Source organism: Echinimonas agarilytica (assembly GCF_023703465.1).
Taxonomy (GTDB): domain Bacteria; phylum Pseudomonadota; class Gammaproteobacteria; order Enterobacterales; family Neiellaceae; genus Echinimonas; species Echinimonas agarilytica.
In genome coordinates this window covers 280,113-298,681 of sequence record NZ_JAMQGP010000003.1, presented here as the reverse complement: position 1 = coordinate 298,681, position 18,569 = coordinate 280,113, and the positions used below count along the sequence as shown (strand labels likewise).

Here is an 18,569-nt window from a genome sequence, read left to right as displayed (position 1 = left end):
ATTTAGTCATCTTGGGCTTTCAAAAATGCCAGTTTGTTAATTTTTTCAAGTACAGTGGAGTAGCCTCCATCCAGTGAATTACGTTGATGTAACATGAGCGCTTCAGAGTCTTTGTGATGTGACATATTCACAAACCACATTTGCTGTTGTGTATGACCTTGAAGCGATGCTTTGGCAACGAGAAAGCGAGCGTCTTCAACAATTTCAAAATGCCCTGCTTTGTCAACCGAAACACTCTTAATCAAGTGGTTGTGCATCAGCACATACAGCAACCGCTGACGCGCCCTATCAGCAGACAATAAGAGTTCATCAATCATTTTTTGCTGCTGTTGTTCAAAGTAAATTTGCTCTTCTTCTGGCAGATAACCGAATTCCAACTGACGCTGAAAGTGTTCAGCAGCTTGTTCACTTTTATTCAGGCGAATTTCAAGATCAGATAAGTCAGTAATTCCTACCTTGCGCGCACGATCATAAATGGCCACTTTTGCCGCATAGGCTTTGGCATATAGGCTGCCTTCTTCAAAACTTGAAGGGCGGAGCTGCTTTAATCGAAATTCACTACTTTCTAAGTTAAAAGGACTACCTAGCTTGGCGGTGAGGGTATCAATTTCAGCCTTCAGTTGGGGGGATTCAACTTGCTCTGACTCAGCTTGCAGAATATTAATTTGTTCTTCCGTTTTGAAAATAGCCAATGAGATTTGCTCAAACGCATCCAGCTCAGGAATTAAGGCTTCATGGTGCACTTTGAGTTGCGCTTGTGCTGCTTTTAACTCTCGCTTAGTTTGAGCTAACGATTTCGCGATGGAGTGCTGGAACGCCGTGATATCGTATTGATGTTTGGCCACAAACTTAGTCTTAGATTGATAGTATTTATCAGCGGCAGAGATAAGCGCAGGAGCGTATGGATGTTGGCGCATCTCTGCCGGTAATCGAGTTGGGCGTTTGCCTTGCATGACCGGTTCGATGTAGCGATCAATTTCTTCAGAGTAACGTTCAAACTTTGCTGACACTAAATACAAATTGGAGTCATAAAACCCAACAAAGGCATCACTGGGGGCGAGTACATCTCCACTGGTCATTTTAGCGCCAATGGTGCCGACTTGTTGCTCGTTTGAAAAACAGCCTGTAAGCCCGAATAATAGCGTACCCACTAACAAAACTCTGAATCGCCAACGCATTGTATGTTCCGTCTTCACCGTCAAACGGTAAGCATCTCAAAGCCATTGATAAGTCTCAATTCATTTACATCATTTATTGGACTTCGCAGCAATAATTTTACGTCTCGAACACATTGACTCAAAACCAATGAAGAACACTGCCCAAAACGCTGTTAAAATTAAGGATCAAAACTGCCCTTACTCTTTTAGAGTACGATATCGAGTTAAATGACTTTTTAATGATAAAAATATACATGTTACGCACTTCGCCAAAACTATTGATTACGCTGATAGTCTTGCTATCGGGTTGTGCGACATACGCCGGTTATAGTCTCAACCAACTCTATGGGGCGCCATCTGCTCAGCATCGCATCAGCGACGCTTTAGCACCTCAAGCGATGACCTATCACAACACTGTCAAACCCGTGATCGAAAGTCGTTGTGTGGTGTGCCATGCCTGTTATGACGCCCCATGCCAATTCAAAATGTCGTCGCCTCAGGGAATTGACCGAGGCGCAAGCAAAGAAAAGGTCTACCAAGGCACTCGTCTGCTAGCATCTGCACCTTCGCGTCTGTTTATCGATGCCGTAGACACTGAGGAATGGAGAAATCGAGGTTTTAATGCCGTGCTAAACGAACGCATTCAAACACCGGTTGCCAATACCCAAGTCAGCGTGTTGGCACGAATGCTGGAACTCAAGCAAAAAAACCCTTTGCCCGGGCATACCATTTTGGACGACAGTTGGGACTTTTCACTGGATCGTAATCAGCAATGTGCCTCCATTGAAGAAATGACAGCGTATGAAACCAATTACCCATTATGGGGAATGCCATACGGCTTGCCTAAATTGTCTGATTCAGAGTACAACATCATGATGGATTGGGTGCGCAGTGGCGCGCCTATGAGTGAAGCATTTGCACCGTCTGCGACAGAATTAGCAAATGTTGAAAAATGGGAACAATTCTTCAACCAATCCAGCTTAAAACATCAACTCAGCAGCCGTTACATCTACGAGCATTTATTCTTATCTCATTTATATTTTGATGACCAAAAGCACCCCCACTTTTTCCGCCTCATTCGCTCCACCACCCCGCCGGGTGAAAAAGCAATAGAAATCGCTTCACGCCGCCCATTTGACGATCCCAACACATCAACTTTTTTCTATCGGCTTGTACAAGTGCAAAGCACCATCGTGGACAAAACGCACATGCCATATGCGCTCAACGATGCCAAGTTAGCTTCCATCAATGAACTGTTTATCAACGCTGATTACGAAGTGATATCACTGCCCAGTTACGATCCCAAAGAAGCAGCCGATCCCCTTACATCTTTTGCGCAATTGCCGGTTTATGCTCGTTACAAATTCATGATTGAGGAAGCCCAAAATACCATCATGGGCTTTATTAAAGGCCCCGTTTGTCGGGGGCAACTTGCTTTAAACGTGATTAATGATCACTTTTGGGTATTCTTTGTTGATCCTGAATTAGTTAAAAATACTGCGCTTAAGAATTTTTACGCATCGCAAGCTAAAAATTTAACCTTGCCCGCAGAAAAGCAAAGTAATGCTTTGCCTGTGATCAATTGGATTTCTTATGCAAAGAAACAAGGACGATTCTTAAGAGCCAAAAACAAGTTTTTAGCCAATGAGCTTGCCAATGGTGCTCACCTCACCACAGAGCTAGTTTGGGACGGCAACGGCACTAACCCCAATGCAACACTCACTGTTTTTCGTCATTTCGATAGCTCAACGGTCACTCAAGGTCTAGTGGGCGAGCCACCTAAAACCGCCTGGGTGATTGACTACTCGTTACTCGAGCGCATTCATTATTTGTTAGTGGCAGGGTTTGACGTGTACGGTAATTTTGGCCACCAGCTGATGACACGCATGTACATGGACTTTTTACGCATGGAAGGTGAATCAAACTTTTTGTCATTGCTGCCCACGGATGTAAGGCACGCAGAACTGAAAAACTGGTACCAAGGTGCCAATCAAAATCTGACAGAATTCATCCAAGGCGACATCAATCAGTTTGATCAGCCTTCTGGTATTAACTTTGTCACCAACACGCCCAAGCTTGAGTTATACGCCTTACTCAAACAAAGGTTGGCAAATGTTCAGTCCGTTCGCTATACCATCGACGCGTCTGCATTATCAAATAAAGCCAAACAAGCGCTGCATTTGATCGGTTCCATTAACGGCCAATCTGCATCTATTTTTCCTGAAGTCACATTCATCGCAGTGGAGCCCGACTCAGCGCACAGCAACAGTTCAAGCCGTCTAGAACTCTTCTCACTGTTGCGCAATAGTGCCCATAAGAATGTATCGAGCTTGTTTTCTGAAGCGTCGAATCGAGACCACAAAAATGACAATCTCACGCTCACTCGAGGTTTAGTGGGTAGCTATCCAAGTGCATTTTGGCGGGTCAAAGAAAGCCAACTGCCGGAGCTTGCGATTGAAGCGATGCATATAAAATCTGAAGACGATTACCGTCGATTATTGGACCGCTATGGGGTCAGACGAACCACATCTGATTTCTGGCAGTTTAGCGACCAATTACATCAGCAATATCGAATAAACCAACCTATTGAAGCTGGTTTATTCGATTTTAATCGCCTGCAAAATCGCTAAACCAATCTTCACTTTTACCTTAGTGCCGTATTCTTGCATTCGCGTCATGAATCGGCTCTAAGGTGCTACCCGGCGTATTTATTGACGCAAAATGGCGTGAATAAATGCTGGCTTTCACTAGATGTTTGCGCATAAGCTTTTATAATACCCCGCGCCTTCAAAAGCTCTTCAACAAGAGCTCGTCTCTTTTTCCAATTAAGTTGTCACACCATCATGTTGTTTAGCGGTCTCAAAGATGCACGTGGGTTATTTTTAGTACTCAGCACATTAACCGGTTTAATCGGTTCATTTGTGTACCCATTAATGAGCTTATTTTTAGTACAGCAATTGGATAGCCCCCCAATTTTCATTGGTATTTATACTGTTTCAGTCACCATTGCAGGCCTTATTTTTAGTCAATGGTTAGGCTATTTGGCAGACCGAGGTGTGAGCGCTCGAAAGATGTTTATGTTGGCCGTGTCGGGAATGGGATTCGCGCTGTTGATCTATGCCAATGCAACGTCATTTTGGCAGGTTTTGGCGGCTGGAATAGTGCTTTTGTCGGTTGGTAATGCAGCAGTACCTCAAATGTTAACCATTGCCCGACAATGGGCCGAACGCGAAAAAAATGTTGATATTGCGGGTTTCAATGCCAGTTTAAGGGCTGCCATCTCTTTGGCTTGGATTGTTGGCCCTCCGCTAGGCTTCGCTCTGGCTGCCAGTGTTGGTTTTAGTGGTTCATTTTACCTTGCTGCAATATGTGCGGTGGTTTCCTTCTTATTTGCATATCGCTTTATACCTGAAGTAGACACTTGTTTAAATCGTTCAAAAGCCGCTACCCCCAATAAAATCAGCGCTTCATTTTGGATGTTAGGCCTTGCACTCACATTAGGCGCATCAGGGAATATTTTGTATTCATCTTCGTTGCCGTTGTACACCATTCGAGAGCTTGGTTTTGACAACTACACACCGGGGTTATTCATGGGGCTGGTGGCTTGCTTAGAGATTCCAGTAATGCTCTTTTCCAGTCGACTGTCTCGTCGCATCAGCAAGACTAAATTGATTGGTATCTCTTTTATTTGTGGGATGTTTTTTTACACGGGTATATTTTTCTCCACCCAAGTTTGGCAGTTCATTGCACTACAGTTTGTGAATGCATTATTTTATGGCTTATTTGCTGGTGTTGGCCTCACATTATTGCAAGAAGAGTTACCCGAGCGCATTGGGTTTACCTCTGCCTTCTATTCCAATTCAATCAAAATTGGCATGATGATCGGTACGACCGGCACCGGCATCATCGGTCAATTTTTGAGTTTTAGGCATGTCAGCTTAGGTGCGTTTACAACCGCGTTTATGGCATCTGTATGCCTCATTCTTTATTGGCATTTGAAAAAGTCGCAGCCTCAGACTCATATTGAAACCGATGAGATTCGCGGGTAAATCAAGGGAATTTGGCACTTAACACGATCCAGTTAATATTGTTAACGATCATCAATTGTCATTTATTCAAATCTCTGCATCATAGAAGTACTACTTATTTCTCGTTTTGTTGAGCGCTGGATGCGCTTCATCAACGACCCCATTTAAGTGTCTACCTCTGATGAAACTAAAAACTCTAGTATTACTCATCCCCCTCGCGTTATTGCAAAACGGATGCTCTTTTGCAAAAGACTCGAAAGCATCCCCAAAAAATGTGCCGATCCTGTTTAGTGATGTCACTGAAGAAGTAGGAATTCGTTCGAGCCCCTCATGGAAGTATGGCGGCCCAGCAATAGCCGACCTGAACGGGGATGGTCGCTATGAATTGATGCTCGGAAACCACGATAGAGTTCCCGCTCAGTTATTTTGGGCCAAGGCCGATAATACCTATACCGAACACCACGAAGCCATTGCCCAATGGGACTTGCACGGTATTGCCGCTGGTGATTACGACAATGATGGCGATGGCGATATCATTATTGCTATGGGCGGAGGAAATGGTGCAAATCCAAAGCCGCCTCGCTTTATTCAAAACAACAACGGTGAATTCAAAGACGTCACGCAGTCATCCGGCATCGCAGAAATGGGAGCTCGAGGGCGCTCTGCTCGTTGGATTGACCTCGACTCTGATGGCGACTTAGATTTACTACAAATCAATGCAGCTCAGCTTCAAAGTGAAACGGGTCCTCGTAACTTATTGTTTGAAAACCTTGGGGATGGAACCTTCACCTATCGCAGCAGCGCGGTGTTTGATCAGCTCGATGCAGAAAAGGTGTTGGTCAGTGATTTCAATGGCGATCATATTCCTGATTTAGTGGCTTTTTCGCCACTTCAGTTTCTACAGGGGAATAATGATTTCACCTTCACGGATGTGACTCAATCGCGCTTACCTAAAGGCTTTGAAGATGACGATTTCATCTCGGCTGTAGCCGAAGCCGACATTGATAATGACGGTGATCTGGACTATTACGTCGCTCGCGGCAAAACCTATTATCAAATCGCCAACAATGCGGTCTCATTTAACCCTCAAACGACTCGATTAGATCTTAGAGACGAAGGCAACAAAAGTCATGACGGCATTAGTTTTGACGCAGAAGGCGATGTCGTACTGAGTGATTTTTGGCACTGGCCACGGAATATCAAAGTGACTTTTCCGGTTTTCTTAGGGAAGAACAAAGTTGCATTAGACACCCCAACTAGCAGCGTGACTGTGACTCAACAAGAAGCCTTAGGCTTCCCCGACTCCGTCCAAGAAAACGGCTGGTATTTGGGCTATTTGGGGAATGGTAAATGGCGCATGGAATGGAAACTTAATGGCAATCTAGCGTGGGATATTCGTGCTTCGGTTACTGGCTTAACGTCTGTCACTCCCGACTGGGAGCCTCAACATTTGGGTGTTCAGGATCTATTACTGCGCAATGACGGCGATACATTCACTGATATCTCAACCAAGTTACCCGCTCTCAGTGGCGATAATAATTGGGGCGTGATCACTGGAGATTTTAACAACGACACATTCCAAGACTTCTTTATCTATCGATTTGGAGAACTCAAAACACGCATTGCAGACGTGCTGATAGTGAACGAAGGGAGTGAAATGTTCAGCCAGCGCCTAGACCATCAAGCGAATGTATTATCTGATGGCGGACACGGCGATATGGGAGCAGCCTTCGACTACAACCAAGACGGCGATTTAGACATATTTAGCGGTGATGACGATGATGGCAAATGGCGCTTGTATCGCAACTTAGGCTCGTCTAACACGCACTCATATGTACACGCTCACATTGGATACTCTCGCAATGGCGTTGACCCCATTGGTGCCGAGGTAAAGGTAACCACCAAAAGCGGCAGCCAATTCAAACGCATTGGTTCGGGCAGCGCTACGCACTCTCAAAGCACGTTAAACATGGCTCATTTTGGACTCGGCCACGACACAAAAATTGAGCGCATTCAGGTACGTTGGAGAGATGGAACAACGGCACAATTGACGGGCGTTGATGCAAATAAAATACACGTATTTGGCACGCCCAATCCACAACCGTAAAACCGTTTGAAGAACCCGCACAAAACCAACTATGTTCAGCGGTTTTGTGCGGGGCTAGATAGGACATGAGAAAACAAACTCTCACGCAGTAAAGCTTACCGTAATGCTTTTATGTTAATATCAGCCAGTACTAAACACGAAACGCCTTGTTCAAAGGCAAGTCTCGATAGCGCTTACCCGTTGCCGCATACACAGCATTTGCAATACTTGCTGCAACAGGAGGTACACCCGGCTCTCCCACCCCAGCAGGTAAAGCATCGCTTTGCACAATTTGTACGTCGATGTCGGGAGACTGATTCATTCGAACCACCATGTAATCATTGAAGTTTGACTGTTCAATGGCCCCATTTTTGGTCGATATCTCACTCATCAGAGCAATACTCAAGCCAAAGATCATCGCTCCTTCCATTTGTGATTCGACCCGATCAAGGTTGGCAATTGTGCCTGAGTCAGCGGCGCAATACATATGCTTCACCGTGAGCTTCTTGCCTTCCACTTTAACATGACTCACTACAGCCACATACGCGAGAAACGAGCGATGAACTGACAAACCTAACCCTTCTCCGGCCGGTAGCTTCTTGCCCCAACCAGCTTTGCCGCACGCCAGCTCAATGACATTTTTGTAGCGAGCTGTATCAATTGGATGATCAGCCGCCGATGCACCATAATTCGGGTTTTTATAATCACCTTGGTTTAAATCTACATTTGAATGATTGCCAAGGAGTTCAATCCAGCATTGTTTTGGATCTTGCTGCTTCGCAGCTGCAATCTCGTCCACAAAACTACCCACACCAAATCCGTGGTGAATATTCGCCACGGATCGCATCCAACCAATCCGAACATGGCTGTCTACTGGCGTCACTTCACAACTAATGTTCTCAACTGCAAAGGGAACATCGGCAAATCCGCCTCCTTGTTCAAACGACATTGGCTCTTTTTGTTTGAGGTTAAATGTAGAGGCAATGGTTGGAAAGCTGGTGCGCCCTACCCAAGCGCTGAGTGCATCTTTGTCATCGAGTGCTGCTTCGTAGTGCTGAGCACTAATCGCATGATAGTAGCTGTGTTGAATATCATCTTCACGCGACCAAACCACTTTTACAGGCTTGCCGGAGGCCTGAGCTAATAGGGCTGCTTCCACGGCAAAATCAGCTTTGGCTTTGCGACCAAACGCCCCACCCAACAAAGTCACATGTACTCTGACTTGTTCTTTTTTCAGCCCAAGGGCTTTGGCGGCATGATCACGAACACCTTGAGGCGCTTGAGTGCAAGCCCAAATCTCGCAACTGCCATCAGTATGCATCATGGCGGTGGCGGCCGGCGGTTCCATCGGTGCATGAACAAGATAAGGCACTGTATACGTGGCCGCTACCTGTTTGTCACTATCAGCAAAGGCTTGCTTTACATCGCCAGCAAAACGAACCGGCTTAGCGGGTTGATTCACCGCATCAATGCGTTGCTGCAGATATTCATCAGAATTGTGGGACACATTCGGCCCCAAATCCCATTCAATGTTGAGCTTCTCGCGACCTTTGTGCGCAGCATAAGTATTTGACGCCAGCACAGCCACCCCGCCAAGTGCATGAAACACAGGCGCGCCCGGCGTTGCTTTGATGGTGATTACATCGAGCACTCCCTTCACTTTCTTAGCCGCAGCTGCATCAAAGGTCTTCATGGTGCCACCAAAGACCGGACAACGCTCTATACTCGCAATCACCATCCCCGGAATTTGAATATCTTGACCAAATTCAGTGGTGCCATTCACAACATCGGGCAAATCTACACTGGCTAAGCCTTTGCCGATATAACGAAATTCAGACTTTTCCTTGAGACTAACGGTGTTCGTTTCGGGCGGTTTTATTCCAGCAGCGACAGGTGCCAACTCGCCATAGCTGAGTGACTGTCCAGTCTTCACATTCACCACTTTGTGAAAGTCTGATTTACATTGCTCTACTGGAACCTTCCACACTTGCGCAGCAGCTTGCTCCAGCATGGTTCGTGCTGAAGCTCCAAGTTGGCGTAAGCGCATATAAGCATTTCGAATCGATGTGGATCCGTCGGTATTTTGGCTTCCATATGCATCGTTCGCCATTCCCTGAACCACATTCACCAAATCCCAGTCAGCATCCAGCTCATCGGCAATGACTTGCGGTACACTTGTGCGCACACCTTGCCCCATTTCTGAGCGGTGGCAGACGATATCAACCTGGTTGTTGGTGTTAATACTAATGAACAAATTAAGTTGATTTGCAGCAGCGGACTCATCTGCCCAAGCGGGTGCTGACAAAGGCACCACTCCACCTAGTACAAAACCGCCGGACGTCACCCCAAGCGCTTTTAAAAAACGACGACGGCTGACATTTTCAACTGGTGACGATAACTTGATATCCATGATCTTGCTCCTATGCCTTAGCCGCCGTTTTAATGGCTTTTTTAATGCGCTGATATGTACCGCAGCGGCATAAGTTTCCGCTCATTGCGGTATCAATGTCGTCATCAGACGGATGGGGGTTGGATTTCACCAGCGCAATAGCCGACATGATCTGTCCCGATTGACAATAGCCACACTGCGGCACATTTTCTGCCACCCATGCTTGTTTCACGGCTTTGGCACTTGGCGCAACAATCAGGTTCTCTTCAACCCCTTCAATCGTAGTAATGTTGGCGCCTACCGCGGCTTCCACGGGCAGCGAGCATGAGCGCACAGGATTTCCATTAAAGTGCACCGTGCATGCACCACATAAGCCTTTACCGCAGCCAAACTTGGTACCTGTCATTTGCAGTACATCCCGAATCACCCAAAGCAAAGGGGTCTCCGGCTCTACATCAACCTCGTGTTGTTGATCATTGACCTTGATGGTTAACATAAAGAATTCCTTATTTCGTTCAGTTGCTGCTGTGTATCAATATCGAATGCGGCATTGGGCATATCGACAATCCGTTTGTGATGACTTTTATGAATGATTTTTTTTGCGCCTACGTCACCTTGAAGTGACTGCAAGGCATGAAACTGTTGTGCGGGAAAAATAGCAGGAACACCCGTTTGTTCGGCATACCCTGCACTAATAATGGAATCGGGTTCGCGATGACTTTGCGCCATCAACAACTCAATATCGGCTTGCGTAATACAAGGCTGATCCAACAAAGCAATGAGCGCATGAGAGTAGTTGCTATGGGTTGTGATATAAGCCATCGCCTGTGAGATCGAATGCCCCATTCCTAACGCCCAATCAGGGTTTGAAACAATCGTAATATCCGACAAATATTTCGGTTCAATTTGCGCCTCTATTTGCGCTTGATAGGCACCTAGAACAAGATATAGCGGGCGCTGAAATCGACAATAAAATCCAAGCTGTCGATTAACCAGCAATTGCTCGTTTAGCATCGCCAGTTGTTTAATTGACTGAAACCGAGAGCCGCGCCCAGCGGCGAGCAATACAATGGCGTACGACACGCTACGCAACTCCCTGAGATGTGCGATTATTTTTGATCAGCATATTGGAAAGCGAGCGCGCATCCGATTTGAACAAATGCGCGTGAATTTCGGCCAATATGGAAAGCGCGATCGATTCGGGCAACTCCCCTCCTAGATTCAAACCAATAGGCCCTGCAATGGGACGTTTAAACTCGTCCACATCGCAGGCCTGCAATACTTTGTTTTTGCGATGGCTTGGTCCCAATAAACCCACATATTGCACAGGGCTGTGTTGCAGCAACGCTATGGCTGCAGCATCAAAGCCAATACTGTGCCCCATCACAACAGCCGCATCGATGTGCTGTAAAAAGGGCTCTTCCTGAAGTGCATCAAATGCCTGATGGTAGATATGCCGAGCCAGTGGGAAATAGGCTGGTCTGGCGTAGCCACTGCGAGAATCAACTAAATGTACGTGCCAACCTAAGGTGGCAGCCAACGAGACTAATGGACGAGCATCAGCCCCAGCACCAAAAACAGCAATTTGAGGGGCACAGGTTTGTTGAAACACCCAATAACGTCCGGCCACCAGCTGCTTTGACTGACGTGTGATATCTACTGGAGTTTGACAGATATTTTGAATGTATTGAGCGGCCAAGTTCTCATGGTCAAATAGCTTATTATGGGATTCCCCAAATTTATCAACCACCAAGTATGCGTCTTGGTGACGACCCAATAATTGATGAAGTTGCGCCAAACCTTGATAGTCGTTACCGGCATGCAAGGGCTGCAATAAAATTTCTACCGTTCCACCGCAACCAATGCCAAGTTGCCAACCAAGATCGTCATCATGCTGCATGTCATACACAATGATATGACTCTCGCCTGAGTCCATCACGCGTTGCGCTTGGCGCATAATGTCGCTTTCTAAGCAGCCACCACTGAGCAATCCGTCATATTGCCCCAAGCTATTCATCAATAGCATGGCACCCGCTTTGCGATAAGCTGAGCCTTGGGTACCAATAATAGTGCCCAAAACCCATTCGAGTTCATCGCGTTTGGGGTACCAACGAGTTAATAAATCACTGAACTGATTACTCATAGTTTTTATTTTTAAGCAAGCTCAATCTGGATGTTTAAACATAGTGCAATTAACGACAACAGTATGGTCAATAACTTCATTCATCATATGTTTATGAATCACACTATTACTAGCTTGGTCTTTGATCTGTGTCAACACTTTACTTAAATAAAGCTATCTTAGAACTTGATAATCAGTCATTTATCGCATCATTGGAACCCCAAGTGACTAATCCACCTTGTATTGATATTGCCCTTCTGTGCGCACATAAATAACAACGTCGCTTTGACCAGTCGTCGAAATTTTATGCACTGATGCACCATCAGCGCTAAATAAGCTTCCCGGCTCAAGCACGGCATCAGAGCCGGCATAATTAAGTTTGCCTTGAATGAGCACTGCTCGAATTTTACCGCTGCTGTGAAGTTGTCCGGATGTTTGTGCGGGGAGTTTCAAGAATGTGCCATTGGGTTCGCTATTCTCAGGATTCCCCCAAAGAAAAGAGATATGAGGCAATTGGGCAGGTGGCAGCTTTGACGATTGGCTGTTGATCCAAAGTGTATCAGCCGCGCTTAACCACACAAGATTGGTTTGGTCGATATTAATCGAGCGCTCAGAAGTCTCGAATGCTTGTTCCAACGGGCGAACTAAATAAGGGCCGCTGTCAATTTCAATGTAGGTCAGGTTTCGCTTTCCTTTTGCCGCAGTAATGTGCGACTCACCCACCACTTGTGTCCAAAAGGAACCCGCAGGCATCCAAGTATGCGCCGCTTGCGGATCATCATTGTGAACCGTTCCGCTAATCACCACGCCCCGATAAGTCACATTGTGAATATGAGGAGGCGATGAGAATCCATCTTCAAACTCAACCAGAAACCCGGTCGCAACGTCTGCTTTTCGGTCACCCCATAAATTTGCAGCTTTGGGACTTTTGTCACCCCGTGCAGGGTTAAGTTTCCCCCACTCGATATCAGACGCAAGCACCACAGTATTGGTCACTTCTGCAATTGTGGGAGCACTGAGGGCAATTCCACTCATCAACACACCAACAGCCGACACATTGAATGATTTCATGGACTGAATATACCTTTTAATTAAATTGACTCAAACAATCATCAAACTCTAGTCGGACTAAGAGCAGCATACAATGATCTAAGTATACTAAAGGGCTAAGCCAACACGCCACTTGAACAATGAGTCATTTCAAAGCCAAGCACCACTTACCAATACCGATAACCTTTCTAAACACATTAAGATTCGATCATCGATCAGCCAATCAATAGCTGACCATTATAAGCTCAACGGTTTTCCGGATTCCGGTAAAATGAATTGAAGCTTTAGATGATTCAAAGCGTTCAGATCTTCCATGATGCGCAGCTCAGCAATCGCTGGCCCAGCAACGCTAGGTTTAATGTGAGTGACGACCACCTTTAAACCTTCAAGCGCTGCGTTTGGATTAGACGAGTCCACCAATTCTGCCAATGTTTGCAATTCACTCATCATCCATTTAGGCGTTAAATGGCCGAATAAAAGGTGATCGGGATGCGAGTTCGGAAACGAGGATTCCATAAAAATAGCGCGTAATTGATGAGCCTGAACGAGTGGCGCGACTGTTTTCCAAACATGATAGAGCTGATCAGATTTCTCAATAACATCAGGCCCCACGTCGCCTAAATAGAGCACAGAGTCCGCATGATGCTTAACTAAAAAAGCAGTGGATGCTGAGTGTCCGGAATGACTCAAAGGAAATGCAGTAATCGTCATCTGAGTATCTTTCACCGCATATGTCTGCTCTGGCTTTAATCGCACATAGTGATATTGATTAAGGGTGTGCCCTTCGCCTTCGTTGGCAAAATTGGGCCACACTTCCCAATTAAATAAGTGATCGCGAATGGTGTTTATAGTCGGAGCCAAGGCCAAAATAGGCTTTGATGTATCTTCCGGAGAATTGAGCACCATGCCCGATACGTGATCAAGGTGAGCATGAGAAATTGCGTAAGCTTTAATGTGTGAAGGCGTTAATCGCTCTTCTGCATTGTTTAGGTTGGCATTGGCTTTTTGCAATCCCTTAAAGACAGTGCCGGCATCTAACGCAATAAAATCGGTTTGCCCAAATGGCGCAATCAAGTAGCACGACAGATTTGATTCCATCAGTCCACCGTTTGTACCAAGTGGGACGACTGTAAATTTAGCAACAACCGGCTCAGCGTTTAGCTCCGAGCAGCTACCTACCGTCGCCACCAACCAAAACATGGCTAGTGCATACGCAACCTTGCGAAATAGTTTCATCAACACCTCTCCTTTGCATGGCCCCATGCTAGCAATAACGAAGCAGCAAGTCAGCGAGAGAAAAACAACGAACGAATGAGCCTATTATCGCGCCCGATTCCTGGGCTTGGTGCTGCTTTGCTTAATTATTTCTCGTGCCAACAAATACGGTCGATTCTAAAAGTTTGATCCAGACCTGCAATGCATAAAACAAGGGTGATCTTTCAGTTGACAATCTCAGATATCAGTCGCACTATAATTCATATAGAAATACAACATTCATATAGGAATACATCGTGACCACTTTAAAAGGTATTACTTGGAATCATACGCGCGGGTTTGTTTCTGCTGTCGCGTCAGCTCAAAGGTTCAATGAACTTAATCCTCAAACAGACGTAGAGTGGAAAAAACGAACGTTGCAAGAATTTGCTGATAAGCCACTGGTCGATATGGTGGGAGATTTTGATTTATTAGTGATCGATAACCCTTGGATGGGTTACGTAGCAGAGCACGATGTATTGTTGCCACTGGACGAATATTTGCCTAAAGAGTATCTACTCGACCAACAGCAAAATAGCGTTGGCAAGTCCTGCGAAAGCTATGCCTACAACAATCATCAATGGGCTTTAGCAATTGATGCAGCAGCTCCCGTTTCAGCTTACCGCCCTGATCTACTGCAAAAAGCGAATGAGCAAGTCCCTCAAACCTTCGATCAATTGATCGCGCTGGGCAAAAAAGGCTTAGTGTGTTGCCCAAGTATTCCATTGGATGTATACGGCAACTTCTTGAATTTGTTGCAAGCTGCCAAGGTCGATATTTTCACCAACGATTTTGAAGTTGCGCCAGAGAAAGACTGTCTACTCGCTTTAGAACGCTTAAAGCAACTATCTGATGTAGTGCCTTCAGAGTTTTTTGAATTAAACCCCATCCGCACAATGGAAGTCATGTCGCAAACCGACGAGTTTGCATACGCACCTTATACCTATGGCTACACCAATTACTCTCGCGAAGGTTATTCACCCAAGTTAGTGAAGTTTGGAGATGTGATTGGTATTGAAGCGTCTAGCCCCGGAGCAACTATGCTCGGCGGCACCGGCATTGCCATTTCTGCCAAGTCTAAAAACATTGAAGAAGCCGTTGAGTTTGTAAAATACATTGCCTCAGCCCATGTCCAAAACACCGTATTTTTCACATCTGGTGGCCAGCCGGGTCATCGTAGCGCTTGGACTAACGAAGCGCATGATCAGTTGTGTTCAAGCTTCTTCAAAGACACGCTTCCAACCCTCGACCGAGCATTTGTGCGCCCTCGCTATAACGGTTATCTCGAGTTCCAAGACCATGTAGGTGATCCAATCCAAGAATACCTACGCGTAGGCGGTAGCGCCAAATCTTTACTCAGCAAGATCAACCAAATGTATCAAGAATCTAAAACACTCCAATGTAAATAACGGTTGAGAAGAGTCCCGATTATGAAACAACCATTAGCAGGTTTAGTTGTCTTAGAATTTAGTCAGTACCTTGCAGGGCCTTATGCGGGCCTTCGCTTGGCAGACTTAGGCGCTCGCGTGATCAAAATCGAGCGGCCTAAATGGGGTGATGCCTGCCGACAACTTGCCACCAAAAATCTGCGGGTCGATAACGACAGTGTGTTATTCCACACCATCAACCGCAATAAAGAATCTTACGCAGCCAATTTGAAAGATGCTGATGATCTTGAAAAAGTGAAGCAACTGATCAGCAAAGCGGATGTGATCACGCACAACTTCAGGCCTGGCATCATGGAGCGCATTGGGCTGGATTACGCCAGTGTCAAAGCCATCAATCCCACCATTGTTTATGGTGAAGTGAGCGGCTACGGCAAAGTTGGCCCTTGGAAAGACAAGCCAGGCCAAGATTTACTCGCGCAATCATTTTCGGGCCTCACATGGGTCTCCGCCGACCGCGCCGCACCACCTACGCCATTTGGCGTTGCTGTAGCCGATATGATGTGTGGTACTCACTTAGCCCAAGGGCTTTTGGCTGCACTGGTGCGTAAGAAACGCCACGGCATAGGCGCGAAAGTTGAAGTCAGTTTGATGGAGTCTATTTTAGATCTTCAATTTGAAGGCCTCACTCATTTCTTCAACAACGGCCAACAGCTTCCAACGCGAAGTGAAACTGCAAATGCACATCCTTATTTAGAGGCACCTTATGGGATTTACCCTACCCAAGACGGCCATATTGCAATCGCAATGGGTTCTTTGGATAAGTTAGGTCAGCTGATTGGGCTTGATTCATTGGCAGAATACGAAGCTAGCAACACAAGCTTTGAAAAGCGTGATGAAATTAAAAACATCATTGCTGCACACCTGAAAAGCCAAACAACTGCACACTGGCTTGCGTTACTTGAGCCCGCTGATTATTGGTGCTCAGACGTATTTGATTACGACAAATTAACGTCCTCTGAGGTATATCAATTGCTCCAAATGGAGCAGAAAGTCAGCCGCGGAAACAATGTTTCAGTCACCACAACACGCTGCCCAATTCGGATCAACCAATCTCGTTTAACGTCGAATGTAGCCGCACCAGTTCTTGGCAATGCCAACGACTACCTGTTTGAGGAGCTCGGGTTATGATCAAGCCATTAGATGGACTGTTAGTCGTCGATTTCTCTCAGTTTTTGTCCGGGCCAAGCACGACATTGCGCTTAGCCGACTTAGGCGCTCGTGTGATTAAAATTGAACATCACTTGCATGGCGACATCACACGTTCAATGTACGCGTCGCACCTCAACATTGAGGGTGATTCCGCTTTCTATCAAGCTGTAAATCGAGGCAAAGAAAGCGTTCAAGCCAATTTAAAAAGTGCCGATGATCTGGAAGTGATCAAACGCATTGTCGAAAAAGCCGACATCCTCGTGCACAACTTTAGACCCGGCGTAATGGCAAGACTCGGACTCGCATACGCTGACGTCAAAAGCATTAACCCAAATATTGTCTATGGCAGCATTTCGGGCTACGGCAACCAAGGCCCTTACGCTGAAAAACCCGGCCAAGATCTATTGGTTCAAGCCTTGTCTGGGAACGTTTGGCAAACCGGCAAAGACAGCGATGGTCCAACGCCAATGGGATACGCAATTGCCGATGTATTTGCGGGGGCTCAACTAGTGCAAGGCATCTTAGCTGCGCTGTTAGCCGACGAGTCGGCTGAAGTTGAAGTCAGCATGCTAGAAGCGATGTTGGACTTTCAATTTGAGCCTCTGACCTTGTATTACCAAGACGGCGGTGAACCCATCGTACGCGGCGACGTAAACGCAGCACACCCTCTGGTTGGCGCTCCTTACGGCTTGTATAAAACAACCACAGGGTATTTGGCGCTGGCCATGGGTGCCATTCCTAAACTAGCCGAGCTTTTAAGCTGCGATGGCCTCAACGAATTTGCCGATCCAAACACTTGGTATAAGCAGCGCGATGCCATTAAAGCCGTGTTGGCCGCTCATCTCAGCCATGAATCCACTGAGTATTGGTTAGCTATTTTGGAGCCTGCCGATATTTGGTGCGCCAAGGTATTGAACTGGACTCAGTTGGTAGAGCACGACGGTTTCAAAGTGTTAGATATGGTGCAGTCTGTGACTCACGGACTTGGCCACAGCTATCAAACCACTCGATGCCCTATTCGATTCGATGAATCAATCATCACCAATGCCATAGGTGCGCCATCACTTGGCCAGCACACAGCGAACGTCATTCAGGAGTTTTCCAAATCATGAATCACATCGTCTTATCAAAGCGCGAGAATGTTGGTTACATCACCCTCAATCGTGCTCCGGCTAATGCCTATAACCTCGACTTGATGACAGAGCTTCACCAAGCCGTAGTCGACATGAACGCAGATTCATCCGTCGGCGCATTAGTCGTTAACAGTCAGTCCGAGAAGTTTTTTTGTGCTGGGGCCGACATTAAAGAGTTTCAAACAAACGACACTGCCACCAACCAAAAATTGGTGGACATGGCCCGGCGCACTACAGCTGCACTGGAGCAAAGCGATAAAGTCGTGATTGCCCAAGTTAGCGGCCATGCTCTGGGCGGCGGTTTAGAGCTCATTATGGCTTGCGACCTTCGATTTGCAGCCAAAGGTAATTACTTATTAGGCCTGCCTGAAATAAAGCTTGGGTTGATTCCAGGAAATGGCGGAAGTCAAAGGCTGGTTCGCCTTGTGGGCCTCGCCAAAGCGTTGGAATTTTTAGCAACTGGCGACTCATTTTCAGTTAATACAGCAACTGAAATGGGCTTGATTAATCAACTGGTTGAAAAAGACCAACTGGATCAATTCACATTCGAGTACGCCAAAAAAATCGCAGACGGCCCGTTGCTTGCAGTAACAGCGACCAAAAAAGCCCTTCGACAAGGTGTTGAATTAACACTCGAAGAGGGGTTAGCGCTGGAGCAGAAATTGGTTAACGAACTCTACGATACCAAAGACGCAGCAGAAGGGTTTAACGCTTTTATCGACAAACGCCCAGCGGTTTTTCAAGGGCAATAGA

Annotated in this window: 14 protein-coding genes; 7 read left to right on the top strand and 7 right to left on the bottom strand. The window is 46.3% G+C overall.

What is annotated here, in order from left to right; genetic code table 11:
• Window positions 1-2 precede the first annotated feature (2 nt).
• Window positions 3-1,178 (bottom strand): hypothetical protein, encoded by a 1,176-nt coding sequence (locus NAF29_RS08605; protein ID WP_251261162.1) that lies wholly within the window; start codon window positions 1,176-1,178, stop codon window positions 3-5.
• A 218-nt stretch (window positions 1,179-1,396) separates the two neighbouring features.
• Between NAF29_RS08605 and NAF29_RS08600 the strand changes: the two genes are divergently transcribed.
• The 3 genes from NAF29_RS08600 to NAF29_RS08590 all read left to right on the top strand — a co-directional run bounded on the left by NAF29_RS08600 (window position 1,397) and on the right by NAF29_RS08590 (window position 7,292).
• Complete coding sequence (locus NAF29_RS08600) at window positions 1,397-3,787, top strand: fatty acid cis/trans isomerase (RefSeq protein WP_251261161.1); 2,391 nt, start codon at window positions 1,397-1,399, stop codon at window positions 3,785-3,787.
• A 213-nt stretch (window positions 3,788-4,000) separates the two neighbouring features.
• On the top strand, window positions 4,001-5,206 hold the full coding sequence (locus NAF29_RS08595) for a sugar efflux transporter (protein ID WP_251261160.1): 1,206 nt from the start codon (window positions 4,001-4,003) through the stop codon (window positions 5,204-5,206).
• Window positions 5,207-5,366: 160 nt separating this feature from the next.
• The gene (locus NAF29_RS08590; protein WP_251261159.1) at window positions 5,367-7,292 is read left to right on the top strand and encodes a CRTAC1 family protein; all 1,926 of its coding nucleotides are present in this window, start codon (window positions 5,367-5,369) and stop codon (window positions 7,290-7,292) included.
• A gap of 130 nt (window positions 7,293-7,422) precedes the next feature.
• On the opposite strand, the gene NAF29_RS08585 is transcribed toward NAF29_RS08590, so the two are convergent.
• The 6 genes from NAF29_RS08585 to NAF29_RS08560 form a co-directional block, all read right to left on the bottom strand.
• Window positions 7,423-9,681, bottom strand: a complete 2,259-nt coding sequence (locus tag NAF29_RS08585; RefSeq protein WP_251261158.1) for a xanthine dehydrogenase family protein molybdopterin-binding subunit — start codon at window positions 9,679-9,681, stop codon at window positions 7,423-7,425.
• A 10-nt stretch (window positions 9,682-9,691) separates the two neighbouring features.
• A complete protein-coding gene (locus NAF29_RS08580) occupies window positions 9,692-10,156 on the bottom strand; it encodes a (2Fe-2S)-binding protein (protein WP_251261157.1) in 465 nt (154 codons plus the stop codon).
• Entirely contained in the window at window positions 10,150-10,743 is a 594-nt protein-coding gene (locus NAF29_RS08575; RefSeq protein WP_251261156.1) for a nucleotidyltransferase family protein, read from the bottom strand. The genes NAF29_RS08580 and NAF29_RS08575 overlap by 7 nt, the downstream gene beginning before the upstream one ends.
• A 1-nt stretch (window position 10,744) precedes the next feature.
• Window positions 10,745-11,803: an XdhC family protein gene (locus NAF29_RS08570; RefSeq protein WP_251261155.1), complete on the bottom strand. Its 1,059-nt coding sequence runs from the start codon at window positions 11,801-11,803 to the stop codon at window positions 10,745-10,747.
• 207 nt (window positions 11,804-12,010) lie between these two features.
• On the bottom strand, window positions 12,011-12,853 hold the full coding sequence (locus tag NAF29_RS08565) for a DUF4437 domain-containing protein (RefSeq protein WP_251261154.1): 843 nt from the start codon (window positions 12,851-12,853) through the stop codon (window positions 12,011-12,013).
• A 216-nt stretch (window positions 12,854-13,069) separates the two neighbouring features.
• Window positions 13,070-14,068, bottom strand: coding sequence for an MBL fold metallo-hydrolase (locus NAF29_RS08560; RefSeq protein ID WP_251261153.1), 999 nt, complete (start codon window positions 14,066-14,068; stop codon window positions 13,070-13,072).
• Window positions 14,069-14,343: 275 nt separating this feature from the next.
• On the opposite strand from NAF29_RS08560, the gene NAF29_RS08555 reads away from it, so the two are divergent.
• Genes NAF29_RS08555 through NAF29_RS08540 form a run of 4 tightly spaced genes read left to right on the top strand, consistent with a single transcriptional unit; the run spans window position 14,344 to window position 18,568 of the window.
• Entirely contained in the window at window positions 14,344-15,495 is a 1,152-nt protein-coding gene (locus NAF29_RS08555) for an ABC transporter substrate-binding protein (RefSeq protein WP_251261152.1), read from the top strand.
• A gap of 21 nt (window positions 15,496-15,516) precedes the next feature.
• A complete protein-coding gene (locus NAF29_RS08550; protein ID WP_251261151.1) occupies window positions 15,517-16,662 on the top strand; it encodes a CaiB/BaiF CoA transferase family protein in 1,146 nt (381 codons plus the stop codon).
• On the top strand, window positions 16,659-17,795 hold the full coding sequence (locus tag NAF29_RS08545) for a CaiB/BaiF CoA transferase family protein (protein ID WP_251261150.1): 1,137 nt from the start codon (window positions 16,659-16,661) through the stop codon (window positions 17,793-17,795). Before NAF29_RS08550 ends, NAF29_RS08545 begins: the two co-directional genes overlap by 4 nt.
• On the top strand, window positions 17,792-18,568 hold the full coding sequence (locus NAF29_RS08540; RefSeq protein WP_251261149.1) for an enoyl-CoA hydratase/isomerase family protein: 777 nt from the start codon (window positions 17,792-17,794) through the stop codon (window positions 18,566-18,568). Before NAF29_RS08545 ends, NAF29_RS08540 begins: the two co-directional genes overlap by 4 nt.
• Window position 18,569: the final 1 nt, after the last annotated feature.